Origin of the sequence: Actinomadura scrupuli, from assembly GCF_050971785.1 — a bacterium.
Lineage (GTDB): Bacteria > Actinomycetota > Actinomycetes > Streptosporangiales > Streptosporangiaceae > Actinomadura_E > Actinomadura_E scrupuli.
In genome coordinates this window covers 14,244-37,305 of sequence record NZ_JBPCCU010000002.1, presented here as the reverse complement: position 1 = coordinate 37,305, position 23,062 = coordinate 14,244, and the positions used below count along the sequence as shown (strand labels likewise).

The window sequence follows — 23,062 nt, the reverse complement described above, 5'->3', positions numbered from 1 at the left end:
GGAAAACAAAAATGCGCCCGAGGTTGGTAACCAGCAGGCGCACACAAAGTCTATGGGAACCACAACTGCAACTGAGATAACTCTAGCACAGGTCCGCCGGAACGTCGCATCGGCGGCCCCGCAGGGCCGGCCGATGGCCCGGATCACCCCAGGTCAGGGCGTTATCTCATGATCGCAACCGGGGGCGGCGGAACCTCGCTTGCTCGCGGGCGGACGGCCGTCGCCTAGCCTGGCCGCGATGGTGCGTGAGTCCCTCCACAGCGACGACCAGCCGGCGGAAGACCCCCCGCCGCTTCGAGTGACCGGAGCCACCTCGTATGACAACGACCCCCCTGGCGGCCGATGCGCCCACCAGGACCGCGGACACCGTCACCACGCACACACTGCTCAACTGCCTGCTCCGGGAGGTCTCCCTCCCCGAACGGCAGGCCACCGTCGCCGGCGGCCATCTCCTCCTCCGGCTGCCCCGCCGGGCCGTCCTGCTGCGGGCCGTCCTGCGCCGGACCTCGCTGATCGGGGCGCACCGGTTCAGCGGCCCGGCCGAGCGGCACGACGGCACCGGCTGGGTGCCGGTCGGCTGGCGGGAGCTGGCCGGGTACATCGGGGACGAACTGGCGCTGCGCACCGGGGTGGGCAACGAGGAGTTCCTCCCGCAGGTCGCCGACAGCCACGAGACGATCCGTACCGTGCTGGAACAGCGCACCGGCCGGACGCCGCCGCCCGGCACCTACCTGGAGTCCGAGCAGTCGCTGGTCTTCGGCCATCGCTTCCACCCCACGCCCAAGTCCCGCAGCGGCGACGCGCGGCGCTGGCTGGAGTACGCGCCCGAGGTCGGCTCCCGGTTCCCGTTGCGCTACCTGGCCGTACGCGGCGAGCTCGTACGCGAGGAGGGGGAGCTCGCGGACCTGGACGCGCTGCGCCCGCCACCGCCGCCGGGCTACCGGCTGCTGCCGGTGCACCCGTGGCAGTACCAGATGCTGTCCGATCGGCAGGTGCTGCGCGACGCCGTCTCCCGCGGCGACGTGGTCGACACCGGGGTCGCCGGCCCCGGCTTCCTGCCGACCGCCTCGGTCCGGACGCTCTACGAACCGGGCGGCGACCTGTTCCTCAAGTTCAGCCTGAACATCCGGCTCACCAACTGCGTCCGCAAGAACGCCGGCTACGAGCTGTCCGGCGCCGTCGCGCTGAACCGCCTCGTCCAGCCGGTCTTCGCCGGGCTCGCGGACCGGTTCCCCGGCTGCGGGATGCTGGCCGAGCCGGGCTACCGCAGCGTGGACCTCGGCGGCGACGTGCCGCTGCTGGAGGGACTCAGCGTCATCGTCCGCTCCGGCGTCCGCGCGCACCTGCGACCGGGCGTGACGCCGCTGCTCGCGGCGGCGGTCGCCGACGAGTACCCCACGAGCACCGCCCAGGTCTCCCACCTGCTCGCCCGTGGTGACGGCGACCCGCTGCGCTGGTGGAACGCCTACCTGGGCCTGCTGCTACCGCCGGTGCTGGCCGCCTACTTCGAGCACGGCATCGTGCTGGAGCCTCATCTGCAGAACGTCATCGTCGGCGTACGCGCGGACGGCATGCCCGCCCAGGTGCTCTTCCGTGACCTGGAGGGCACCAAGCTGGTCCCCGGCCGCCACCGCCGGGCCCTGGCGGAGCTGGCCGAGGACGTCCGGCGCCGCCTCGTCTACGACGACGAACGCGGCTGGAACCGGGTCGCCTACTGCCTGCTGGTCAACCACGTCGGCGAGATGCTCGGCGCGCTCGCCGACCTGGATCCCGCGCTGGAGCCGGCCCTGTGGGGACTCGTCCGCGACCATCTGGACGCCTACGCCCGCTCGGCCGGTGAGCCGTCGCGGCTGCGGGCGCTGCTGTCCGGTGCGCCGCTGCCGGCCAAGGCCAACCTGCTGCTGCGCTGGGCCCGGCAGGCCGACCGGTACGCCGGTTACGTACCGCTGCCCAGCCCGCTGGGCGCGGGCCTCCTGCGCGAGGTGGCCCGGTGACGGCCCGGCTGCTCCGCCATCTCTCCGGCCTGGCCGGCGACACCCTGCCCGCCTACGTGTACGACCTGACGGCGCTGGACGAGCACGCCGCCGCGATCCGGGCGGCCCTGCCGGACGGAGTCGAGGTGTTCTACGCCGCCAAGGCCAACTCCGACCCCCGGCTGCTCGAGGTGCTGCACGAGCACGTCGACGGATTCGAGGTCGCCTCGGGAGGGGAGCTGCGGCACGTACGCGCGCTGTTCCCGGACGCTCCGATCGCCTTCGGCGGGCCGGGCAAGACCGCCGGCGAGCTGACGCGGGCGCTGGAGGCCGGCGTCGAGCGGCTGCACGTGGAGAGCGAACACGAACTGCGCATGCTCGCCGCGCTGCTGGGCGACCGGACCGTGGACGTCCTGCTGCGCGTCAACCTGCCCGTCGCGCTCGGCCCGGTCGCGCTCGCCATGGGCGGGCGGCCCGGCCCCTTCGGGCTGGACCCCGCCCGGCTGGACGGCTGCCTCCGCCTCCTCGCGGAGCACCCGCGGATCCGGCTGCGCGGGGTCCACGCCCACCTGGCCAGCGGACTGGACGCACCCGCCCAGCTCGCGGTGGCCGAGCGGATCGCCGGCTGGGCGGACGAGTGGGCGCGCATCCACGGGCTCCACCTGACCGAGCTCAACCTCGGTGGCGGGATGGGCGTCGACTACGCCGATCCCGGCCGGAGGTTCGACTGGCCGTCCTTCGGCGCGGGCCTGCGCCGGCTCCTCGCCGGCCACGCCGGCCGCACGCTGCGCATCGAGCCGGGCCGCGCGGTCAGTGTGTACTGCGGGTGGTACGTCACGGAGGTGCTGGACATCAAGCACAGCCACGGTGCGGCGTTCGCCGTGCTGCGCGGGGGGACGCACCATCTGCGCACCCCGGCGACCAAGCAGCACGACCAGCCGTTCCAGGTGATCCCGGCGGAGGACTGGCCCTGGCCGTGGGACCGCCCCGCCGTCCACGACGAGCCGATCACGCTGGTCGGGCAGCTGTGCACCCCCAAGGACGTGCTGGCCGCCAGGGTGCCCGTGCACCGGCTGCGCGCCGGAGACCGGATCGCCTTCGCCATGACCGGCGCGTACGCCTGGAACATCTCGCACGACCGCTTCCTCATGCACCCACCCCCCACCTTCCACTACCTGACCCCCCTACCTCCGCCCCCCACCCCTCCGTGATCATGCAATCGTTCGACGATTGATTGCATGATCACGGAGGGGCGCGTGGCGTGAGGGCCGCGTGGCGTGGGATGGGGGCGTGGAGCCGTCGTCTGTGGGGTGGGCGGGTGTGTGGCAGGTCAGGGCATCTGGGACGGTGCCGAGCCGCGGGCGCAGGCGGCGGCGCGTTCCAGCAGGAGCGTCCGCTCGCGTGAGTTGCGGGTGAGCGAGGCCGCGTGCTCGAACTCCCGGCCGGCCTCCTCGAGGCGGCCGAGCTTGGCGAGGAAGTCTCCCCGCACGCTGGGCAGCAGATGGTAGGCCTGGAGCGACGGCTCGCCGGTCAGCGTGTCCACGAGCGCGAGTCCGGCGGCGGGCCCGAACGCCATCGCGAGCGCGACCGCCCGGTTGAGCTCCACGACGGGGCTGGGGACGAGCTCGGCCAGCTGCGCGTACAGCGCCGCGATACGCGCCCAGTCGGTCTCCTCGGGGGCATGCGCTCGCGCATGGCAGGCGGCGATCGCGGCCTGCAACGCGTACGGGCCCAGCCCGGCGTCGAGGGCCTCGGCGCGTTCGAGCGCCGCCAGGCCACGGCGGATCAGGAGCTGATCCCAGTGGGTCCGGTCCTGGTCGAGCAGCAGCACGGGCTCTCCCGAGGGGCCGGTTCGGGCCGCCGACCGCGACGCCTGGATCTCCATCAGGGCGACCAGGCCGTGCACCTCCGGCTCGCCGGCGGCGAGTTCGGCCAGGATCCGGCCGAGCCGCAGCGCCTCCTCGCAGAGCGACGGCCGCATCCAGTCGTCCCCGGCGGTCGCCGAGTAGCCCTCGTTGAACACCAGGTAGACGACCTCGAGCACGGACGACAGGCGGGCCGCCCGGTCCTCGCCCTGTGGCACCTCGAAGGGGACGCGGGCCTGCGTGAGCGTCCGCTTGGCCCGCACGATCCGCTGGGCGACGGTCGGCTCCGGGACCAGGAACGCCCGGGCGATCTCGTCGGTGGTCAGCCCGCCGAGCAACCGCAGGGTGAGCGCGACCCGCGCCTCGGTGGACAGCACCGGGTGGCAGGCGGTGAAGATCAGGCGCAGCAGGTCGTCCTCGATGGTGTCGTCGAGGACCGCGTCGAACTCCGCTGTCCCCTCCGGCCCGGTCTCGAGGTCGTGCCCGATCTCCTCGATCTTGCGTTCCAGCCGCTGCCGCCGCCGGATCAGATCGATCGCCCGGCGTTTGGAGATCGCCATGAGCCACGCGCCCGGATTGCGCGGGACGCCCTCCTGCGGCCACTGCTCGAGCGCGGCCACCAGGGCGTCCTGCGCGAGTTCCTCGGCGACCCCGACATCGCGTACGATCCGCGCCAGACCGGCGATCAGCCTCGGCGACTCGATCCGCCAGACCGCGTCGATCGCACGATGCGTGTCCGAGGATCGCCCGGAGGGTGTGTCAGGAGGCGCGCCGGAAGCCGTCATGGCCACCCATCACAGCATTCCGGCCCAGATGATCACAACACCGTCAGTACGCTGCGGAAATCACCGGCCCTCCGAGGACCGGCGGGGCCCGGCCACCTGGCGGACCTCCATCTCGACATCGCCGATCACGTCGGCGAAGCGGGCCGCCCACTCGATCGCCTCCTCCCTCGACCTCACCTGCACCAGCGCGAACCCGGCCAGCACCTTCTCCGTCTCGGTGAACGGGCCGCCGGTCACGATCCGCCGGCCCGCCGAGACCCGGACGCGAGCGCCCGTGGAGCTCGGCAGCAGTCCTTCGGTGGCCAGCAGCACCCCGGCCCGCATCATCTCCTCGACCAGCCCTTCCGCCCTGGCCAGAAGCTCCGCACCGGGAGGATGGGCACCCGGAGTGCCCTCCTCGAGCTTGTGCATCAGCAAGAAACGCATGTGCCGTCCCCTTTGCGTGCCACGGCGCGGAACGATCTCGGCCGCTTCTACTGGGGGCGTCGACCCAGGACCGGTCAGATCGACATGCGGCCGGTGCCTTTTCAGCGGCGGCCCCGGTCGTCAGCGGCGCGCCGAGCGCCGCAACGCCGGGATGAGCACCGCGCCGACCGCAAGGTGCATACCGGCGAGTGCGACGGTCGCCGTGGTGTGGGCGCCGTTGCCGAGCGGGCCGCTCAGCGACAGCACCAGCACCACGACGGCGATGATGGTCCAGGTCCGGCGTGCTCGGCTCGTGAGGCGTTCCAGCGCGGCCAGCAGCGCCCAGCCGGCCAGGCCGGCGAGCAGAGCGGAGGTCGCTATCGCGCCCGGGCCGACCGGCTGGGTCCCCCCGCCGGTCCGGACGGCCGGTTCGATGCCCGCGAGCGGGACCGCCACGGCCCAGACCGTGAGGGCGGCCGCGACGGCGCCGGTCACGGCGAGGGCCCGCAGGCCGCGAATGTGGCGAGCGGGCGGACAGTCGGTCCGGGCCGGGATGCCGGAGGTCGGGATGCCGGGGGTCGGGATGCCGGGGGTCGAGCCGTGGTCGTGCTCACTGGTCGTCATGGGTGGCAGCCTCGCCGCCGTGGCACGCGTGCCGCATCGGCCGGGTGGTCGGCGCACTCGCGACCGAGGTCGAGGCACGGGCATACCTTGGTCGGTATCGGCGTGGCCGCCGCCGGTCCTACGTTGACGGCGTGAACACCGAGCTGAACTGTCCCGAGGGAGAGACCGCGGCGCCGCGCCGCCCGGGACGAGCGATCACCATGGCCATGGTCGCGGTGGTCGCCGCCCTGATGGCATTGACGATCTTCGGGGAGATGCAGACGGGGCGGACGATGGGCCTGCTCGGCCTCGACCTCGCGGTCGGCGTGCTGAGCTGCGCGCTGCTGCCCGTACTCCTGCGCAGGCCGGTGGCCGCCGGGCTGGCACTGGCCGTGCTGGCCGCCGTGTCCCCGGCGGTGACCCCGGCGGCCACGGCCGGGGCGCTCATCGTCGCCCAGCGGCGGCCGTTCGCGGTGGCGGCCATGGTCGCCGGGGCCGGGGTCGCGGCGCACGCCGTCCAGGGGCTGTGGCGGCCGGCCGGCGGCCTGTCCTATCTCTGGTGGCTGGCGTTGATGGTCGCCGGCTATGCCGCCCTGCTGGGCTGGGGAGCGCTGACGCAGGCCCGCCGGGCGCTGGTGGCCTCGCTGCGCGAGCGGGCCCGCCGCGCCGAGGCCGAACAGGGCCGGCGGGTGGCCGAGGCGCGGGTGCTGGAACGCACCCGGATCGCCCGCGAGATGCATGACGTGCTGGCCCACCGGTTGTCCCTGGTGGCGACGTACGCGGGCGCGCTGGAGTACCGGCCGGACGCCTCGCCCGAGCAGGTCTCCCTCGCGGCGGGGGTGGTGCGCGACGGCGTGCACCAGGCGCTCAGCGAGCTGCGCGAGGTGATCAGTGTGCTGCGCGAGGACGAGACCGAGCGCGCTGACGAGACCGGGCGTGCTGACGGCACCGGGCGTGCTGAGGGGATCGGGCGGCCGCAGCCGGTGCTCGCCGACATCCCGCGCCTGGTCGAGGAGGCCCGCGACGCGGGTGAGCGGGTCGTGCTGGAGGACCGGACGGTGGACGCGGCGGTGGTGCCCGCCGCCGCCGGACGGGCGGCGTACCGGATCGTCCAGGAAGGCCTGACCAACGCGCGGAAGCACGCGGCCGGTCAGGCGGTGAACGTCGTGCTCGACGGCCGGCCCGGCGCGAAGCTCGTCATCGACGTCCGCAACCCGCTGGCGCGCGACGCGCCGGCCGCGCCCGGCGTCCCGGGCGGCGGCGCCGGCCTGATCGGGCTGACCGAGCGGGCGCACCTGGCCGGTGGCCGGCTCGACCACGAGGTGACCGCGAGCGGCGAGTTCCACCTGCACGCCTGGCTACCATGGCCGGAATGAGCGATGGGGTACGCGTGCTCATCGTCGACGACGACGCGCTGGTACGCGCCGGGTTGGTGATGATGCTCGACGGCGCGCACGGCATCGTGGTCGTGGGGCAGGCCGCGGACGGCGACGAGGTGCCCGACGCCGTCGCCGCGCACGCCCCCGACGTGGTGCTGATGGACCTGCGGATGCCCCGCGTCGACGGTCTCGCCGCGCTCGGCCGGCTACGGCGCCGCCCGCGTCCGCCCGAGGTCATCGTGCTCACCACGTTCGACACTGATGAGAACGTGCTCCGCGCGCTGCGCCTCGGCGCCGGCGGCTTCCTGCTCAAGGACAGCCCGCCCGCCCAAATCGTGGACGCGATCCGGCGGGTCGCCGCCGGTGACCCGATGCTGTCCCCGGGCATCACCCGCCGGCTGATGGACCGGGTCGCCGTCCAGGCCGGCGCCTACGAACGGGCCCGTACCGCGCTGGCCACCCTCAGCCCGCGGGAACGCGAGGTCGTGGTCGGCGTGGCCCAGGGGCACACCAACGCCGAGATCGGCACCGCGCTGCACCTGAGCGTGCCCACCGTGAAAGCGCACATCTCGCACATCCTGACCAAGCTGGACCTCGCCAACCGTACCCAGATCGCCCTCCTCGCCCACGACGCCGACCTCGTCTGAACTCGCCCTCGGGACCCACCTCGAAATATCGGGTATGCCGCACATACCGGTCTCGGTCCGGTCAGAATGGGGCAATGGCCGAGCTGCCGCCTTCCGATGACCAGTCGCCGGCGCCGCCGAGCGGTGAACCCTCGCCACGGTACGGCCCGCCGCCCCAGCCGTGGGGCGCCCACCAGCCCCCTGGTCACCAGCCTCCCCAGCAGCCCCCTGGCGGGCCGACGCCGCCCGGTGTCCCCGGGTGGGCCGGGCAGCCTCCCGGCTACGGCGGGCAGGGTGGCTACGGCGGCCCGGGGGGACCGGGCTTCCCCCCGCCACCCGGGACCGCCGCACCAGGTCCGGGCGGTGGGCGCCCGCCGCGCCGGATCGGGATGCGCATCCTGGGCGTCGTCGTGACCTTCGCCGTGGTCATCGCGGGCCTGCTCGTCTTCGGCGTGATCCGGTGGGCGGGTCATCAGGTCGCCGATTCGTCGTCGCCGCCGAAGCCGGCCGCGTTCGCCGTCGGCGGCTGCGTGCGGGTGTCGGTCCAGCCGTCGGTCATCCGGAGCGTGCCCAACGGCCCGGTGCTGAAGAGCCGTGCCGAGTACGCGGCCGTCGGCTGTTCCGACAAGTCCGCCTACGCAAAGATCACCTTGCTGAAGACGGCGAGCCTGGGCGGGGCCATCTCCCCGAACGGCGGGAGCGCCGAGGACATCGGCTGCCCGCCGGACACCGATGAGATCGCCGTGGTGAAGAGCAACTTCGATGTCTCGGGCCGCAACGCGTGCATGCGCAACCTGGCGGCCCCGCACCCGGGTGATCCGGGTCAGGGCGGCGGGCTCGTCCGGCAGGGCGACTGCCTGCAGATACTCAACACCTACTCCGACAACGTGCGGGAGGTGGCCTGCACCAACACCGAATGGAAGGTCGGCGGGGTCTCGTTCGGCAAGGAGTGGTTCGGCCAGATCGTGGGCCGCGCCGACACGGTGGCCGGATGCCCGGCCTCGGCGATGTACTCGGTGACCGTCCGGAGCGGGACCGGCAGGGTGCTGTGCCTGGCCAAGAACGGTGGCTGGCTGCCCGCGGCGGGAGACTGCGTCGACGCCAACCTGTTCAACCGGACCCCCGCCCGCCGCCCGTGCACGGACAAGTACCTGGCGATGAAGATCACCGCACTGGTCCGGCCCGGCCGGGCGTGCCCCGGCGGTACCCGGCCGACGACCGTCCCGGGCTACCTCCGCCGGGTCTGCGTCAAGCACGTGGTCTGATGGACGACCGGATGAAGCGGTGCGGCAGATGGGTTTGATCGCCAAGGTCCTGCGCCGGCAGTCCGAGCAGGATCGCCGGACGATCCTCGCGGTGGTGGCCGGTATGGCGGCCCAGCAGCAGCCGGGTACGCGTGAGTTCCTGGAGGACTTCCCCAGGCTCGCGGGCCTGATCGGTTCCGATGACGGCTGACGAGCCCACCGCGGCCGAACTGCTCGTCGCGGCCCGGGCGGGCGACGCCGCCGCCTTCGGGCTTCTGGTCGGACCACTGCGGGACGAGTTGCACGCGCACTGCTACCGGATGCTGGGGTCCGACCATGACGCCGAGGACGCCGTACAGGAGACCCTGGTCCGAGCCTGGCGCGGTCTGGAGCGGTTCGAGGACCGCGGTTCGGTCCGGCCGTGGATGTACAAGATCGCGACCAACAGGTGCCTGACGCTGATCGAGCGCAGGGGCCGTCGCGAGCTGCCCACCGACCTGAGCCCGGGAGCGGCGCCGCTGGCCGAGACGGTCTGGCTGGAGCCGTACCCCGACCACCGGCTGCGCTGGACGGCGGAGCTGAGCCCGGAGGCTCGCGTCGTGGCACTGGAGAGCGTGGAGCTCGCGTTCGTCGCCTCGCTGCAGCATCTGTCGGCCCTGCAGCGCGCCGTCCTGCTGCTGCGCGATGTCCACGGGTTCGCGGCCCGCGAGGTCGCCGACCTGCTGGAGACCACGGTCGCGGCGGTCAACAGCGCGTTGCAGCGGGCCCGGAAGGTCCTCGGCGGCCTGCTCCCAGAAGCCACCCAGCAGGCGACCCTCGACGCGATGGGCGAGGCGGCGCGGCGGGAGGTGACGCGGCGGTACATGGCCGCGTGGGAGGCCGGGGACATCGAGGCCATCGTGGCGATGCTGACGGGCGACGCGAAGTACTCGATGCCACCGCTGACGGCGTGGTACGAGGGTCACGACGGCATCCGGGTGTTTCTGGCCGAGGCGGTGGTGGGCAGGCGCTGGCGTTTCGTGCCGGTATGGGCGAACGGGCAGCTCGCGTTCGGTACCTACCTGTGGCACGAGGACAAGGCCGTCTACGTCGCGGCGGGTCTGGACCTGCTGGCCCTGCGCGGTACGGAGGTCGCCGAGGTGGTCTCGTTCCTGGACGCCGACTTTTCGATGTTCGGCCTCGCGGCGGAGCTGCCGGCCGAGACCGATCAGGCCGCACGCGATGAGTTCTCGTCCTCGCGCGGGTTGTAGTCCTGACGGAAGCATCCACCGCGAAAGGACTGTCTGAACGATGCCTGCTGACGAGGGACAGATCCGGAATTTGATCGAGCGCTGGGCCGAGGCGGTCCACCGTGGCGATATGGGCGACGTCCTCGCGGACCACTCCGAGGACATCGTGATGTTCGACGTGCCGCCGCCGTACGAGGGCGTACACGGCATCGATGCCTACCGCGAGACGTGGCCGCCCTTCTTCGAGTGGCAGCGGCAAGGCGGAATGTTCGAGATCGAGTCTCTGGACGTCACCGCCGGTGACGACGTCGCCTACGCCCACGCCCTGCTGCGCTGCGGGACACGGCGACACCTGGCCGACAAGCCGGAGCACCGGTTGCGACTCACGCTCGGCCTGCGCAGGGAGAACGGCCGATGGGTCGTCGCACACGAGCACCACTCGTTCCCGCAGGCCGGCGAAGACAACGGCCCAGACAACGGCACGGCCACTGGCACGGTGGCCGGGGACATCGCGGCCGAGCGTGAATTGCGCCTGCTGCACCAGCAGTGGTTCGACCGCACCGCCGCGAAGGACCTGGACGGCCTGATGGCGGCCATCTCCGAGGACGTCGTCTCCTACGAGCATGACGAGCCCCTTCAATACCTGGGCCTGGAGGCCGTACGGGAGGTCTGCAAGCGCGGTCTCGACGCGGCCCCCGGGGCCGTGGGGTGGGATGTTCCAGAGCTGAAGATCGTGGTGCGGGACGACCTCGCCGTCGCGTGGGGACTGAACCACGTGCACGCCGATCAGGCCGATGGCGAGACGATCGAGAGCTGGTCACGAGGAACCCGGGTGTTCCGCCGGCAGGAGGGCGCGTGGGTGATGGTCCATCAGCACCTCTCGTACCCGTACGACCCGGACACCGGCGAAGCGCGGATCGACCTGCTTCCGTAACGGTTCGCCGGTAGCGCCCGCGTCGCTCCAGCGTCGCCGGCCGGACGTCGTCGGCAGGACGTCGCGGCAGGAGCCGGCGCCGCTGGAACCGTCGGATTCGCGAACTTTCCGAGCGGGGCAGGCAACTTCATCGAGCGTTTGATCCCTTGGAAGGGGGTCTGGCTATTTAATGAGCTATGGGAATTCTGCTTCGTCTACTCGTGGCCGCGGGGCTCGCTGCCGATGCCATCGTGCATTGGCGGTTCGCGCCTGACATGGCCCCCTCCAAGCCCGTCAGCGGCACCATCGCCGGGGACGATCTGTTCAGGGCCCAGGCGATCCTGGCCGCGGTGGTGGCCGTGCTGGTGCTGATCTGGGCACGCAGAACGACGTATGCGCTGGCCTTCCTGGTCGCCGCGAGCGCCGTCGGCGCCTTGCTGCTCTACTACTACGTCGATGTCGGCAAGCTCGGCCCGATCCCGGCCATGCACGACCCGGCGTGGTACCAGGAGAAGACGATCAGCCTCGTCGGTGAGGGCATCGCCGCACTGGCCGCCTTGGTCGGATTCTTCACCGTACGGACTCCGGGGCGGCGGTCGGCGCATCCCAGCGCCGCGTCACCGGTCTGACGAGGTCCCCCGAAGGGGGATGCCCGGGCGGGTGATCCCGCTTTTTACGAAGCCCTCGTGGTTTCGGTTTCGTGTGCTCAGTCGTCGCCGGCGCAGCTGATCATGTCGCCGGTCGCCGCCTGCTGGAGCAGGCCGTAGAGCATCTCGCGCTGGGTGCGATCGAGTGCGCCGAGCACCTCGTCCTCGGCCGCCGCGAGCGCGAACTCGGCCTTCGCGAGCCGCCGCGCGCCGGCCTCGGTGAGTTCGACGATGTGCCGGCGGCGGTCCTCCGGCGAACGGCGGCGCTCGATCAGATCGTCGGCCTCCAGCTCGTTGAGCAGCCCCACGATGTTCGTGCCGTCCATGTCCAGTGTGGTGGAGAGCCCCTGCTGGGAGCACCCGTTGCGGTCTCGCAGCACCGTGAGGGTGACGAGGTGACGCGGCCGCAGGCCCAGTGGTGCGAGCACCGACTCGGCTCGCATGCGCACGCGCCGCGCGAGGTGGTCGAGCAGCGGGCCCGAGAGGGGCACCGGCTGGTCGACCACGGGCAGGTAATCCACCTACCAAGCCTAACCGAAAACCTCCTCTGTTGATGTGGTATGAATAGTTTGCGTATCACCAACGATCGATGAGAGGTCATAAAAGTGGCTCACCTGCTGCATATCGACACGAGCATCCAGGGCGATGGCTCGGTCAGCCGTAAGCTCAGCGCCCGAGCGGCGGACGTCTGGCGCGCCGCGCACCCCGGCGGCACCGTCACCTACCGCGACCTGGGCCGCGACCCGCTGCCGCACCTCGATGCGGCCGGCGGGCTGGCACGGCTGCTGCCGCCCGAGCAGCACACGCCCGCCCAGGCGGCGTCATGGGCGCTGACCCAGCGGCTGATCGCGGAGATCAAGCAGGCCGACACGGTCCTGCTGGGGCTTCCGCTGTACAACTACGGTGCCCCCAGCAGCGTCAAGGCCTGGGTCGACCACCTCATCGCACCCGGCCTGTCCTTCGACCCCGTGACCCAGGCCGGCCTTCTCGGCGGTCGCGAGTTCCTCGTGCTCGCCACCCGCGGTGGCGGCTACGGCGCGGGTACGCCCCGCGAGGGATGGGACCACGCGGAACCATGGCTTCCGCACGGCGTGTCGATCACAGGTCTGGAGCCGCGCTTCATCGCGGCCGAGCTCACCCTCGCCAACGTGAACCCGGCGATGGCCGACCTGATCCCGCTGGCCGCCGCCAGCCTCGCGGAAGCCGAGCACACGATCGACCGTCTCTGGTCCCCGGTGGCCGCATCGGCTTAGTCCCGGGTCGCCACCGGATGGTCGCCGGGGTGGTCGTGGCCGGTGGGGCGCCGGGCCAGTGTGCGGGCGCGCGCGGTGACCTCGTCGGCGAGTACGGTGCCGCCACCGGCCGGCACGTCCTCCAGTACGTCCTCCAGTGCGCCGAGCCAGTGCTGGTAGTAGTTCCAGCACTGGCCCTCGGCGGGTGCGGCCTCCCAGGCCGCGATCCGGGCGATCATCGCCGACTGGAACCGCGGCCAGGTGAACACGCCGGCCTCGTGCAGGGCGACGGCCATGCCGAACGCGCGGCTCTCCCACGGCTCGGCGAACACCAGCTCGCCGTTGGCGCGCGGCGGTGCGGCCGGGCCCTCGATGTCCAGCGGGGCGGTCACGGCGCCTTCACCTTGGCCACGCCGACCATCGCGTCCCGGGTCACCAGCGGCACGAGCTGTTCCTCGGACAGGCCCTCGGTGCCGGCGGGGCGTTCGGGCAGCACCAGCCAGCGCACCTCGCTGCTGGAGTCGTGGACGGTGATCCGCACGTCGTCGGCGAGCTCGAGGCCCATCTCGGACAGCACCGTGCGCGGCTCCCTGACCATCCGCGCGCGGTAGGCCGGGTCCTTGTACCAGCTCGGCGGCAGGCCGAGCACCGGCCAGGGATAGCACGAGCACAGCGTGCAGACCACCACGTTATGGCTGGTCGCGGTGTTCTCCACGACGACGATGTGCTCACCCTGCCGCCCCTCGAAGCCCAGCTCCTTGATCGCGGCGGTGCCGTCGTCGAGCAGCCTCTGCCGGTACTCCGGGTCGGTCCATGCCCTGGCGACCACCTTGGCACCGTTGAGCGGGCCCACGTTGGTCTCGTAGGTGGTGATGAGCTCGTCCATCACGTCAGGGTCGATGAGGCCCCGCTCGGTGAGCAGTTGCTCGAGAGCCTCGGTGCGCAGCGCCGCGGGGACGCGCTCGGCGTCGGCGGATCCGGTGGCGGTCATGCGGTCTTCTCCAGATAGCTCTCGTACATCTCGACGGTGAGTGCGAAGGGTTCGGCGCCGGCGCCCCACAGCTCGCGCGAGTCGAACCGTACCGAGTAGACGTGCTGCGGGTTCTCGCCGAGGAAGTGCGCGTTCGTGTCCGGTAGCACCGCGGCGGGCTGGATGATCTCGATGACCCCGGTGTGCCCGCGTATGTACCCCGGCAGCCTGGTGTGCCCGGCCGGCGACATGTCCTTGGCGCGCACCCGCTCGCCCGTGGTGAAGGCCGGCGCGGCGTCCACGGTCCGCAGCGAGCCCGGGCCGGCCGGTGCGTAGTCGGGTTTGGCGGGCTCGGGGATCGGCGGCTCCCCGACGTGTTCGCCGCGCAGGTTGCGGGCGCGGGCGTCGACCGCGCCCGGCGCCAGGATGGCGCTGTCGGTGAGCATCAGCTCCGCGGCGTTGAGCCAGCGGCCGTTGTACCCCTCGTCGAGGTAGGCGGCTCGGTCCAGGCGCTCCTGCGCATGCCGGAACGCGTCCACATTCCGCCCCGACACCCAGATGGACAGCAGCGTCAACGCGAACGCCCGGCCCTGCCAGGGTTCTTCGAAGACCGGCTCGTCGTCGCGCGGCGGATGAGCGGGGCCCCAACCCTGGGTGCCCCCCATGTCCGCGATCCCGTCCATGGCGTCACCTTTCGTCTCTCTACGATGACAGGAAGACGTTCAAGGAACGTGCATGTGGGGGTGTTGTTCGCACAGGTCGAGAGGGGTCAGGTGCCTCCGGGCCGCCGCTCGGCCGGGAAGTCCTCACAGGTCCGCCTACCCGGTCTCCAGGTCTGTACGGACCGGGCGTTCACCCCGGTCACATCAGCAGGCTTCGGCGGGTCTACTGCTGTGACACCCCGCGAGCGAGGAACGTGACCGATGGACGAGCAGGCATGGCTGACAGAGCGTTTCGAGGAACACCGCACCCGCCTGCGAGCGGTCGCCTACCGGATGCTCGGCTCGGCCAGTGAGGCCGACGACGCCGTCCAGGAGGCCTGGCTGCGGCTCAGCCGCGCCGGCACCGGCGGCGTCGAGAACCTGGCCGGGTGGCTGACCACGGTGGTGGCGCGGGTGTGCCTGAACATGCTGCGTACGCGTGGATCGCGGCGTGAGGAGCCCCTCGACGTGCATGCGCCCGACCCGGTCATCGGCCGCCAGGACGGGGGCGACCCCGAGCAGGAGGCACTGCTGGCCGACTCGGTCGGGCTGGCCCTGCTGGTGGTGCTCGACACCCTCACGCCGGCCGAGCGGCTCGCCTTCGTCCTGCACGACATGTTCGCCGTGCCCTTCGACGAGATCGGCCCGATGATCGAGCGATCTCCGGCCGCGGCCAGGCAGCTGGCGAGCCGCGCCCGCCGCCGGGTCAAAGGAGGCGCCCCGGTGCCCGAGGCCGATCTGGCCCGTCAGCGCCGGGTCGTCGACGCCTTCCTGGCGGCCTCCCGCGGCGGGGACTTCGACGCGCTGGTCGCACTGCTCGATCCGGACGTCGTGCTCCGAGCCGACCGGGCGGCGGGCCCCACCCCCGCACCCCTGGTCGTCCGCGGTGCCCACACCGTGGGCAAGGGCGCGCTCGCCGCCACGGAGCGAGCCAGGTTCAGCCAACCGGCGCTGGTGAACGGAGCGGTCGGACTCGTCGTGGCCCCCCGCGGACGGCTCTTCCTGGCGCTCGGCTTCACGGTCACAGGCGACAAGATCACCGAAATCGACGTGATCGCGGACCCGGATCGTCTCCGCCGGCTCGATCTCGCCGTTCTCGACGGCTGACGACCTTGGGCGCCGGCAACCCCTACCGGCCGCCCGCGGCGGACTGGATGATGGCGGCATGAGCGGGCACCGTGTTGTCGTGTCGGAGCAGCTGCACCGGGCCAGGCAGATTTCTCCCGGCGTGCTGGTCGGGCGTGATGCGGAGCTGGCGGAGCTGGCGGAGTTCTGCACCGCGGCCGAGGGACCGGCGTACGCGTGGTGGCAGGGTGAGGCGTGGGCGGGCAAGTCGGCGCTGATGGCCTCGTTCGTGCTGGACCCGCCGCCGGGAGTGCGGGTGGTGTCGTTCTTCGTCACCGCGTGCTGGGCGGGTCGAAACGACCGGGCGGCGTTCCTGGAAGCGGTGCTGCCGCAACTGTCGGAGATCACGGGCAGGTCCTTGCCCGAGGGGCTGACCGAGGCGCATCGGCGGGAACGCTTTCCTCAGCTGATGGCTCAGGCCGCCCACGTGTGCGCCGTCGAGGGCGGCCGGCTGGTGTTGCTGGTCGATGGGCTGGACGAGGACCAGGGAGCGCCGGCCGGTCCCGGCGCGCACAGCATCGCGGCCTTGCTGCCCGTCACGCCCGGAGGCGGGGCGCGGGTGGTGGTCGCCGGACGTCCGCCCGTCCCCTCCGACGTCCCGCCCTGGCACCCCTTGAAGGACGCACGCATCGTCCGGCTGCTGGGCCCCTCTCCTGCGGCAGAGACCGCGCGCCGGGAGGCAGAGCGGGAACTGGCGCGGCTGGTGGACGGCGGTGGGCTGGGCAGGGATCTGCTCGGCCTCCTGGCCGCCGCCGGAGGGGGCCTGTCCGGCAGTGATCTGGCGGAATTGGCCGGGGCGCCGGAGCCGGAGATCGAGCGGGTCTTGCAGGCGGTCACCCGCCGCACGTTCACCGGCCGGGACGGCACATGGCGATCCGAGCCGGCCCCGCTGTTCACGCTGGCCCACGAGGAGCTGCACCGGACCGTGCTGCGCTCGCTGGGTGACGGACTGGTCGGATGGCGTGAGCGCCTGTACGCATGGGCCGACGGCTACCGGGATCGGGGCTGGCCGGCAGGGACGCCGGCGTATCTGCTCCGTGGTCATCTGCGGATGCTGCTGGAGACCGGTGATGTACAGCGGGCGACCGCGGTCGCGACCGACGGCGCGCGGCGGGACAGGATGCTCGATCTCAGCGGCGGCGACGTCGCCGCGATCGCGGACATCATCACCGTGCAGGAGTACATCCGCGACCGACCGGACCCCGATCTGACCGCCGGCCTTCGCCTGGCCTTCGCCCGGGAACACTTCGCCCGACGCAACGGCGACATTCCCACCAACCTCCCGGCCGCCTGGGCCACCCTCGGCAACCACGCCCGAGCCGAAGCGCTCGCCCGCTCCCTCACCCAGTCCTCCGACAAGGCGCCGGCCCTGGCGGCGCTGGTGGGAGCGATGGCTCAGGCGGGGGAGCTCGACCGGGCCGAGGCCATCGCCCGCTCCCTCACCCTTCCCTTTGATCAGGCGCAGGCCCTCGCGGCGCTGGTGGGGCCGATGGCTCAGGCGGGGGAGCTCGACCGGGCCGAGGCCATCGCCTGCTCCCTCGCCCACCCCTACCACCACGCACAGGTGCTGGCGGCGGCGGCCGGGTCGGTGGCGCGGACCGGAGATCCCGACCGGGCCGTCGCGCTGGCCGAGCGGGCCGAGGCGATCGCCCGTTCCGTCGCCGACCCCTTCACCCAGGCGCAGGCTCTGGCGGCGGTGGTGGGGCCGATGGCTCAGACGGGAGAGCTCGTCCGGGCCGAAGGGATCGCCCGCTCCCTCACCAGTTCCCACCCCCACGAGCAGGCTCTGGCCGCAGTGGTGGGGCCGGTGGCTCAGGCGGGAGATCCCGTCCGGGCCGAGCGGATCGCCCGCTCCCTCACCGACCCCGAGGCCCAGGCGCAGGCCTTGGCCGCGCTGGTGGGGCCGGTGGCCGAGGCGGGGGAGCTCGACCGGGCCGGGGTCATCGCCCGCTCCCTCAGGAGATCCTCCAAAGGGGCTTTCGCGGCGGCGGTGACGTCGTTGGCCCGGGCAGGAGACATGGACCGGGCCGAGCAGATCGCCCGTTCCGTCACCGACCCCGAGGCCCAGGCACAGGCCTTGGCCGCGCTGGTGGGGCCGGTGGCCGAGGCGGGGGAGCTCGACCGGGCCGTCGTGCTGGCCGAGCGGGCGGAGGCGATCGCCCGCCCCGTCACCGACCCCTACGACGAGGCGAGGGCCTTGGCGGTGCTGGCGGGAGCCGTGGTTCAGGCGGGAGATCCCGACCGGGCCGTCGCGCTGGCCGAGCGGGCCGAGGCGATCGCCCGTTCCGTCGCCGATCCCTCCGCCCGGAAAGGGGCCCTGGCCGCGCTGGTAGGGCCATTGGCCCAGGCGGGAGATCTCGGCCGGGCGGAGGCCATCGCCCGCTCCCTCACGCACCCGTACCACCAGGCGCGGGTCATGGCGGCGCTGGTGGGACCGCTGGTCCAGGCGGGAGATCCCGACCGGGCGGAGGCCATCGCCCGCTCCCTCACCGACCCCCACGTCAAGGCGCGGGTGCTGGAGGCGCTGGTTGAGGCCGTGGTCCAGGCTGGTGATCTCGGCCGGGCGGAGGCGATCGCCCGTTCCCTCCCCCGCAACCGTTATCGCCAGGCGCAGGTGCTGGCCGCGCTGGTGGGAGCGGTGGCTCAGGCGGGTGAGGTCGACCGGGCTCTCGCATTGGCCGAGCGAGCGGAGGCCATGGCCGGCTCCCTCGGCGACCCCCTCCGGCAGGCGCGGGTGCTGGCGGCGCTGGTGGAGGCGGTGGTCCAGGCGGGTGAGGTCGACCGGGCTCTCGCATTGGCCGATCGGGCGGAGGCCGTCGCCCGCTCCCTCTCCCACCCTCCGGCCCAAGAACAGGCCCTGGCCGCGCTGGTGCGGCCGGTGGTCCGGACAGGAGACCTCGACCGGGCCGCCGCATTGGCCGATCGGGCGGAGGCCATCGCCCTCTCGCTCGCCGATCCCTACGAAGAAGACCCGACTCCGGCGGCCCTGCGGTGGCCGGTCGGTATGGCACGAGACCTCGCCCCGGCCGCCGCACTGGCCGAGACCATAGCCCGCACCATCACCGATCCCGCCGACCGGGCGGAGGCGCTGGCCGCGCTGGTGGGAGCGGTGGCTCAGGCGGGAGAGCTCGCCCGGGCCGAGACCATCGCCCGCGCCATCATCGAACCCACCGCCCGAGCGCAGGCGCTGATGGCGTTCGTGGCGCTGGCCGAGCCCGCCCGGTCCTGCGCACTGCTCGGAGCCGTCTTGATCGACACGCCTCCCACACCTCTCCTGCCGGTGCTCGCGAGGATCGCTCCCTCGGCAGTGATCACTGCGGCACGAGACCGCCTCAACGAGGCGTGACCATCAACCAATGGACCAGTCGTCGTCGCCATCGTCGTCCCAGAAGCCGTTGTCGTCGTCGCCATTGTCAGAGGCGTATTCGTCGTCGGAGTCACGGGACCTGGCGTATCCACCGGCCTTCTTGCCCGCCGCGTAGCCTTCGTCGTAACAGGCCCTTTGATTCGCGGACCAGCCCGTGCCGTATTGTTTGCTCTCGCCGTTCTCCCCATGGTAGTAACCCAACGCCCGGGCACCGTGAGCCGCCTTGTCGGTATCACAGTCGATGAGCAGACTGTGCCGGCTGCTCTGCGACGTCGTGTCGATCGTCACCGCGGTTGGGGTCTGGGTGGCCGTCCAGGCGTATGACGGGGCGCTCGAGGCGACCATAGCGGCGGCGAACAGCGCTGAACCATGCAGGATGAAGTGTCGCCTACTCATTGTCGTCCTCCCATACCTGATCTGTCGGCCCCAGCCCTCCGTCGGGGTAATGCCGATACCACTCAAGCCTGGAACTACCACTCAAGCCTGGAACGCCCATCTTCTCGACGTCAAGGACAAAGCAGGCAAAAATGCATCAGTCGCCTCAAATATTACCTTGATAGGCGTAGCGTGGTGTTTTCCTCTATTTAGCCAGATTTGGGAATGGTGATCTGGATGCGTTCTGCGCACAGTCCGCTGGACCGTTGCTCCGTCGCGCCCCGATGCGCGTGCGACGTTCCCCGACCGGCGCGGGCACCGTCCACTCCACGGACAAATGCATCAAACGTGTTTGATGTATCCTGCTGGCATGGTGTCCACGGGTCCGATCGCCCCGGCGTTCGTGCGCTTGGCCGCCCACCCACTGCGGTGGCGGCTGCTGACCGAGCTGGCCGTGAGCGACTACCGGGTCCGTGAGCTCGTCGAACTGCTCGGCCACCCGCAGAACCTGATCTCCTACCATCTGCGGCTGCTGCGCCGAAGTGAGCTGGTCACCGCCCATCGGAGCAGCTTCGATGCCCGCGACAGCTACTACCACCTGGATCTGGAGCGCTGCGCGCACGCGCTGGCCGCCGCGGGTGTGGCCCTGCACCCGGCGCTGCGCCTCGACCCCGCCCCGCCACCTGCCACGACCGCCGAGCAACCGGCTCGGCCGTGCGTGCTGTTCGCGTGTACGGGTAACAGCGCCCGCTCTCCGATAGCCGAGGCCCTGCTGCGCCACCGCACCGGTGGTCATGCGGAGGTGGCCAGCGCCGGCAGCCATCCCAAACCGCGCATCCATCCCAACGCCGTGCGGGTGATGCGCGAGCACTACGGCGTCGACATCGCCGGCCAGCGGCCACGGCGTCTGGACACGGTGGCCGGCCGCCGCTTCGATCACGTGATCAGCCTGTGCGACAAGGTCCGCGAGGTCTGCCCCGAGTTCGGCGACCAGACGCGGCTGATCCACTGGAGCATCCCCGACCCGGCCGCCGCCGGCGACGCCGACCAGGCAAGCTATCCCGCCTTCGAGCACATGGCGGCGGAGATCGACACCCGTATCCGCTACCTGCTGCCCGTGCTCATCCGCCCCTCGAACCCGGAGACCCAGCCGTGACAACACCCGACGAGTTCGCCGGCGTCCGCTACATCGTCGACGACGTGGCCGCCGCCATCGACTTCTACACCACCCATCTCGGCTTCACCCTGCTCACCAACCCCGCACCCGCCTTCGCCGACGTGGTCCGTGGCCCGTTGCGGCTGCTGCTGTCCGGGCCGGCGAGCTCCGGCGCCCGGGCCACACCCGATGACGCCACCACAGCGGGCCGTAACCGCATCCATCTCATCGTCGACGACCTCGACGCCGAGATCGACCGGCTGCGCACCGCCGGGCTGTCCTTCCGCAGCGACGTCATCGCCGGCCCCGGCGGACGCCAGATCCTGCTCACCGACCCGGCCGGCAACCTCATCGAACTGTTCGAACCCGCCTCACGCTGAGCCGCTTCCGAAGACTCGAGCCGGCCGTATTCACGGACGCCCGGAACGACTTCCGGGAGCGGTAGGCCGGCTCATGCCTCTCCGGCTGAACATCCCTCACTTCACCTTGTGGATACGTAAGGTCGCCGGTTCAAGCCGCCGGCACTGGGACAACTGCTCCTCATGGAAGGCGGTCTGGTGTGATTCGCAGCCGACCGGATCTGGTCACGTGCAGGACGAGGGCGTACATGATCGGTACGGCTAGCGTGTGGGACACCTGACTCCGAGGAGTAGGCATGAGCAGACGACCGTTGGGCCCATGTCCCGGGATGGGGTACGGACATCTGGTGTCCACGACCCCCGGCGCCTTCGTCACCAAGGAGGAGTGGATCGTTCATCCCATTACTGGTGAACGGCCGGAGCGGGGGCGGCAGGACCGGCAGGTGGAGTGTGCGACCTGCGGCAAGAAGCTGACCGTCCGGGTGTCCTCGCTGGAGAGGACGAGGTGGCGGCAGCAGAACTGGCCGGTGATGGCGGGGTTGTGGATGGTGGTACCGGTGCTCTGCGGGCTGCTGATCGGAGTCGTCGCGGGTGATGGCGAGGCGCTGGGACTGTTCTTGCTCTTCGGCCTGGCGATCGGAGCCGTGGCCGCTTTCGCCGCCTTCATGCGCTCGCGCCTGGAAGACGGAGTGACCATGCGCTGGCCCACCATCACCCGCATCCGAGGGCACAAGCTCCGGTGGCCATCCGATACCGACAAGAGCCCCGGCTGACCGGCCGTCGGATCAGTGCGCGAGTTCTCACCTTCCGCAGGTGTCGTGTGAGCCGGTGCGCGGAGGGCGACAGGGAACGGCCCCGGGGGTCTCCCGGGGCCGTCAGGTGTGGGCGGTCAGCCCACGGTGAGGGGCCGTCCGCCCATGGTGTCGATGGGGTCGACGACGCCGGGAAGGCGCGTCGACCTGGTGGGCGGGTGGTCCTCGATCGTGACCAGTCCGGTGAGGCCGTTGTAGATGGCGACGCCGGCGTCCTTCTCGGTGACGAAGAAGATTCCTTGCTGTGCCTTGAGCGGCATGATGACCTTCGGGATTCCCACCTCGTGCGAGTCGTCGAACGAGCAGATCCAGTTGACGTTCCGCTCGTCTATCCTGACGAAGGGGCGCAGCTCGTTCACCTTACGCGTGAGGTCGTCGGAGCCCCAGCCGTCCAGCGTGGCCCGGGCCTGGTCGGAGAACCGGCAGGTCCGGGTCTGGCCGTACTGCGGCACCGGGTGGTTCTGCGCGACGATCGCCGCGTAGCCGCCGGAGCCGCCGAACAGCCCGTGGTGCTCCCGCTCCCGAATCAGCGAGGTGAACGGGTAGTCCTGGGAACCGTCCAGGAAGACGCTCCACCCCTGGTACTGAGTGCGGTCGTAGTCCGCCACGAACCCGTCACCCTGGCTGACGCCGGGTACGGGCAGGGCGCTGTCGACGTTGTGCTGCCCGGCGGCCAGGTTGTGGTGCCCAGCGAGCCACAACAGCAGCAGGCTGAGTGCCACGACCGCTTCCGTCTTGCCGTCCCGCCCTGTGAGGCGACGTGCGATGCCCCACAGCAGGCCCACGCCCGCGACCGGGATGATCCAGAACAACTGGGCTCGCACGGACCAGACGATGGCCGTCACCACTTCGGGCGTGAATGAGGCCACCACGGAAATGCTCGCGGCAAGCAGGATGAGTGAGAGCAGCACCATCCGGTGTCTGCTCATTTCTCGGGTAGACATGAAAGCAACCCCCTGATCTTGTTTGTGTTGGAGGAGGGCTCGTCCCTTCCTCCGCTTCCGACCGTCCCCGCCGCTGGTGATCCGGCAACCGCCGGTGATCGGGTACATGTGGACCGTCGGCGCGCGACCGCGGCCGCCCGGTGGGGGTCACCTGAGCAAAGGCCGCAGGTGACCGCGCGATCGTGGTCTCGATGCACGTGACAGCGCGTCACCGCCTACGAGGCACGCCGGAGGCTGGGAGCCTCGCCATCCACGCGCGGCCAGAGCCGAAGTCCGGCACTGGGTCAAACGCGGCCGCTGGCGTCGCCGGGGAGGGCGCGCAGTGCCAGCTCGACGACGCGGGCCAGATCTT

General features: G+C 71.6%; 24 protein-coding genes. 15 read left to right on the top strand and 9 right to left on the bottom strand.

What is annotated here, in order from left to right:
• Positions 1-317: 317 nt before the first annotated feature.
• Positions 318-1,994 (top strand): IucA/IucC family protein, encoded by a 1,677-nt coding sequence (locus ACRYCC_RS07865; protein ID WP_433809965.1) that lies wholly within the window; start codon positions 318-320, stop codon positions 1,992-1,994.
• On the top strand, positions 1,991-3,184 hold the full coding sequence (locus tag ACRYCC_RS07860; protein WP_433809964.1) for a type III PLP-dependent enzyme: 1,194 nt from the start codon (positions 1,991-1,993) through the stop codon (positions 3,182-3,184). The genes ACRYCC_RS07865 and ACRYCC_RS07860 overlap by 4 nt, the downstream gene beginning before the upstream one ends.
• 119 nt (positions 3,185-3,303) lie before the next feature.
• On the opposite strand, the gene ACRYCC_RS07855 is transcribed toward ACRYCC_RS07860, so the two are convergent.
• The 3 genes from ACRYCC_RS07855 to ACRYCC_RS07845 all read right to left on the bottom strand — a co-directional run bounded on the left by ACRYCC_RS07855 (position 3,304) and on the right by ACRYCC_RS07845 (position 5,652).
• Positions 3,304-4,623: an RNA polymerase sigma factor gene (locus ACRYCC_RS07855; RefSeq protein ID WP_433812106.1), complete on the bottom strand. Its 1,320-nt coding sequence runs from the start codon at positions 4,621-4,623 to the stop codon at positions 3,304-3,306.
• Between the two features lie 60 nt (positions 4,624-4,683).
• Entirely contained in the window at positions 4,684-5,049 is a 366-nt protein-coding gene (locus tag ACRYCC_RS07850; protein ID WP_433809963.1) for a YciI family protein, read from the bottom strand.
• A 120-nt stretch (positions 5,050-5,169) separates the two neighbouring features.
• A complete protein-coding gene (locus tag ACRYCC_RS07845) occupies positions 5,170-5,652 on the bottom strand; it encodes a DUF6069 family protein (RefSeq protein WP_433809962.1) in 483 nt (160 codons plus the stop codon).
• Between the two features lie 131 nt (positions 5,653-5,783).
• On the opposite strand from ACRYCC_RS07845, the gene ACRYCC_RS07840 reads away from it, so the two are divergent.
• From ACRYCC_RS07840 to ACRYCC_RS07810, 7 genes are all read left to right on the top strand, one after another.
• Positions 5,784-7,007 (top strand): sensor histidine kinase, encoded by a 1,224-nt coding sequence (locus tag ACRYCC_RS07840; RefSeq protein ID WP_433809961.1) that lies wholly within the window; start codon positions 5,784-5,786, stop codon positions 7,005-7,007.
• Positions 6,995-7,657: a response regulator gene (locus tag ACRYCC_RS07835; RefSeq protein WP_433809960.1), complete on the top strand. Its 663-nt coding sequence runs from the start codon at positions 6,995-6,997 to the stop codon at positions 7,655-7,657. Before ACRYCC_RS07840 ends, ACRYCC_RS07835 begins: the two co-directional genes overlap by 13 nt.
• Positions 7,658-8,025: 368 nt before the next feature.
• On the top strand, positions 8,026-8,901 hold the full coding sequence (locus ACRYCC_RS07830) for an LppU/SCO3897 family protein (RefSeq protein WP_433809959.1): 876 nt from the start codon (positions 8,026-8,028) through the stop codon (positions 8,899-8,901).
• Between the two features lie 28 nt (positions 8,902-8,929).
• Positions 8,930-9,091: a hypothetical protein gene (locus ACRYCC_RS07825; protein WP_433809958.1), complete on the top strand. Its 162-nt coding sequence runs from the start codon at positions 8,930-8,932 to the stop codon at positions 9,089-9,091.
• Positions 9,081-10,130, top strand: coding sequence for a sigma-70 family RNA polymerase sigma factor (locus ACRYCC_RS07820; RefSeq protein WP_433809957.1), 1,050 nt, complete (start codon positions 9,081-9,083; stop codon positions 10,128-10,130). The genes ACRYCC_RS07825 and ACRYCC_RS07820 overlap by 11 nt, the downstream gene beginning before the upstream one ends.
• 40 nt (positions 10,131-10,170) lie before the next feature.
• Entirely contained in the window at positions 10,171-11,043 is an 873-nt protein-coding gene (locus ACRYCC_RS07815; RefSeq protein ID WP_433809956.1) for a YybH family protein, read from the top strand.
• A 176-nt stretch (positions 11,044-11,219) separates the two neighbouring features.
• Positions 11,220-11,651, top strand: coding sequence for a hypothetical protein (locus ACRYCC_RS07810; protein WP_433809955.1), 432 nt, complete (start codon positions 11,220-11,222; stop codon positions 11,649-11,651).
• 77 nt (positions 11,652-11,728) lie between these two features.
• Here the strand turns inward: ACRYCC_RS07810 and ACRYCC_RS07805 are convergent, their stop codons facing one another.
• Positions 11,729-12,190, bottom strand: coding sequence for a MarR family winged helix-turn-helix transcriptional regulator (locus ACRYCC_RS07805; RefSeq protein WP_433809954.1), 462 nt, complete (start codon positions 12,188-12,190; stop codon positions 11,729-11,731).
• 84 nt (positions 12,191-12,274) lie between these two features.
• On the opposite strand from ACRYCC_RS07805, the gene ACRYCC_RS07800 reads away from it, so the two are divergent.
• Complete coding sequence (locus ACRYCC_RS07800) at positions 12,275-12,922, top strand: FMN-dependent NADH-azoreductase (RefSeq protein WP_433809953.1); 648 nt, start codon at positions 12,275-12,277, stop codon at positions 12,920-12,922.
• Here ACRYCC_RS07800 and ACRYCC_RS07795 read toward each other — a convergent pair.
• Genes ACRYCC_RS07795 through nthB form a run of 3 tightly spaced genes read right to left on the bottom strand, consistent with a single transcriptional unit; the run spans position 12,919 to position 14,554 of the window.
• Positions 12,919-13,293, bottom strand: a complete 375-nt coding sequence (locus ACRYCC_RS07795) for a nitrile hydratase accessory protein (protein WP_433809952.1) — start codon at positions 13,291-13,293, stop codon at positions 12,919-12,921. The two genes, ACRYCC_RS07800 and ACRYCC_RS07795, sit on opposite strands and share 4 nt — an antisense overlap.
• Positions 13,290-13,892, bottom strand: coding sequence for a nitrile hydratase subunit alpha (nthA, locus tag ACRYCC_RS07790; protein WP_433809951.1), 603 nt, complete (start codon positions 13,890-13,892; stop codon positions 13,290-13,292). Before nthA ends, ACRYCC_RS07795 begins: the two co-directional genes overlap by 4 nt.
• A complete protein-coding gene (gene nthB / locus ACRYCC_RS07785) occupies positions 13,889-14,554 on the bottom strand; it encodes a nitrile hydratase subunit beta (protein ID WP_433809950.1) in 666 nt (221 codons plus the stop codon). The genes nthA and nthB overlap by 4 nt, the downstream gene beginning before the upstream one ends.
• 240 nt (positions 14,555-14,794) lie before the next feature.
• Between nthB and ACRYCC_RS07780 the strand changes: the two genes are divergently transcribed.
• Positions 14,795-15,679 carry a sigma-70 family RNA polymerase sigma factor gene (locus tag ACRYCC_RS07780; protein ID WP_433809949.1) on the top strand — a complete coding sequence of 295 codons (885 nt, stop codon included), beginning with the start codon at positions 14,795-14,797 and terminating at the stop codon, positions 15,677-15,679.
• Positions 15,680-15,737: 58 nt separating this feature from the next.
• A complete protein-coding gene (locus ACRYCC_RS07775; RefSeq protein WP_433809948.1) occupies positions 15,738-19,043 on the top strand; it encodes a hypothetical protein in 3,306 nt (1,101 codons plus the stop codon).
• A gap of 3 nt (positions 19,044-19,046) precedes the next feature.
• Here ACRYCC_RS07775 and ACRYCC_RS07770 read toward each other — a convergent pair whose 3' ends face one another.
• Positions 19,047-19,352 (bottom strand): hypothetical protein, encoded by a 306-nt coding sequence (locus tag ACRYCC_RS07770; protein WP_433809947.1) that lies wholly within the window; start codon positions 19,350-19,352, stop codon positions 19,047-19,049.
• A gap of 457 nt (positions 19,353-19,809) precedes the next feature.
• Between ACRYCC_RS07770 and ACRYCC_RS07765 the strand changes: the two genes are divergently transcribed.
• The 3 genes from ACRYCC_RS07765 to ACRYCC_RS07755 all read left to right on the top strand — a co-directional run bounded on the left by ACRYCC_RS07765 (position 19,810) and on the right by ACRYCC_RS07755 (position 21,727).
• Positions 19,810-20,595 (top strand): arsenate reductase/protein-tyrosine-phosphatase family protein, encoded by a 786-nt coding sequence (locus tag ACRYCC_RS07765; protein WP_433809946.1) that lies wholly within the window; start codon positions 19,810-19,812, stop codon positions 20,593-20,595.
• A complete protein-coding gene (locus ACRYCC_RS07760) occupies positions 20,592-20,975 on the top strand; it encodes a VOC family protein (RefSeq protein WP_433809945.1) in 384 nt (127 codons plus the stop codon). Before ACRYCC_RS07765 ends, ACRYCC_RS07760 begins: the two co-directional genes overlap by 4 nt.
• Positions 20,976-21,250: 275 nt before the next feature.
• Positions 21,251-21,727 (top strand): hypothetical protein, encoded by a 477-nt coding sequence (locus tag ACRYCC_RS07755; RefSeq protein ID WP_433809944.1) that lies wholly within the window; start codon positions 21,251-21,253, stop codon positions 21,725-21,727.
• Between the two features lie 116 nt (positions 21,728-21,843).
• Here ACRYCC_RS07755 and ACRYCC_RS07750 read toward each other — a convergent pair whose 3' ends face one another.
• Positions 21,844-22,635: a hypothetical protein gene (locus ACRYCC_RS07750; RefSeq protein ID WP_433809943.1), complete on the bottom strand. Its 792-nt coding sequence runs from the start codon at positions 22,633-22,635 to the stop codon at positions 21,844-21,846.
• Between the last annotated feature and the right edge of the window lie 427 nt (positions 22,636-23,062).

Bases quoted from the DNA above. Each gene is read 5' to 3' on its own strand.
- ACRYCC_RS07865 (WP_433809965.1), top strand. From the start codon at position 318: ATGACAACGACCCCCCTGGCGGCCGATGCGCCCACCAGGACCGCGGAC.
- ACRYCC_RS07855 (WP_433812106.1), bottom strand. From the start codon at position 4,623: ATGACGGCTTCCGGCGCGCCTCCTGACACACCCTCCGGGCGATCCTCG.
- ACRYCC_RS07850 (WP_433809963.1), bottom strand. From the start codon at position 5,049: ATGCGTTTCTTGCTGATGCACAAGCTCGAGGAGGGCACTCCGGGTGCC.
- ACRYCC_RS07845 (WP_433809962.1), bottom strand. From the start codon at position 5,652: ATGACGACCAGTGAGCACGACCACGGCTCGACCCCCGGCATCCCGACC.
- ACRYCC_RS07835 (WP_433809960.1), top strand. From the start codon at position 6,995: ATGGCCGGAATGAGCGATGGGGTACGCGTGCTCATCGTCGACGACGAC.
- ACRYCC_RS07830 (WP_433809959.1), top strand. From the start codon at position 8,026: ATGCGCATCCTGGGCGTCGTCGTGACCTTCGCCGTGGTCATCGCGGGC.
- ACRYCC_RS07825 (WP_433809958.1), top strand. From the start codon at position 8,930: ATGGGTTTGATCGCCAAGGTCCTGCGCCGGCAGTCCGAGCAGGATCGC.
- ACRYCC_RS07820 (WP_433809957.1), top strand. From the start codon at position 9,081: ATGACGGCTGACGAGCCCACCGCGGCCGAACTGCTCGTCGCGGCCCGG.
- ACRYCC_RS07815 (WP_433809956.1), top strand. From the start codon at position 10,171: ATGCCTGCTGACGAGGGACAGATCCGGAATTTGATCGAGCGCTGGGCC.
- ACRYCC_RS07810 (WP_433809955.1), top strand. From the start codon at position 11,220: ATGGGAATTCTGCTTCGTCTACTCGTGGCCGCGGGGCTCGCTGCCGAT.
- nthA (WP_433809951.1), bottom strand. From the start codon at position 13,892: ATGACCGCCACCGGATCCGCCGACGCCGAGCGCGTCCCCGCGGCGCTG.
- nthB (WP_433809950.1), bottom strand. From the start codon at position 14,554: ATGGACGGGATCGCGGACATGGGGGGCACCCAGGGTTGGGGCCCCGCT.
- ACRYCC_RS07780 (WP_433809949.1), top strand. From the start codon at position 14,795: ATGGACGAGCAGGCATGGCTGACAGAGCGTTTCGAGGAACACCGCACC.
- ACRYCC_RS07775 (WP_433809948.1), top strand. From the start codon at position 15,738: ATGAGCGGGCACCGTGTTGTCGTGTCGGAGCAGCTGCACCGGGCCAGG.
- ACRYCC_RS07765 (WP_433809946.1), top strand. From the start codon at position 19,810: ATGGTGTCCACGGGTCCGATCGCCCCGGCGTTCGTGCGCTTGGCCGCC.
- ACRYCC_RS07755 (WP_433809944.1), top strand. From the start codon at position 21,251: ATGAGCAGACGACCGTTGGGCCCATGTCCCGGGATGGGGTACGGACAT.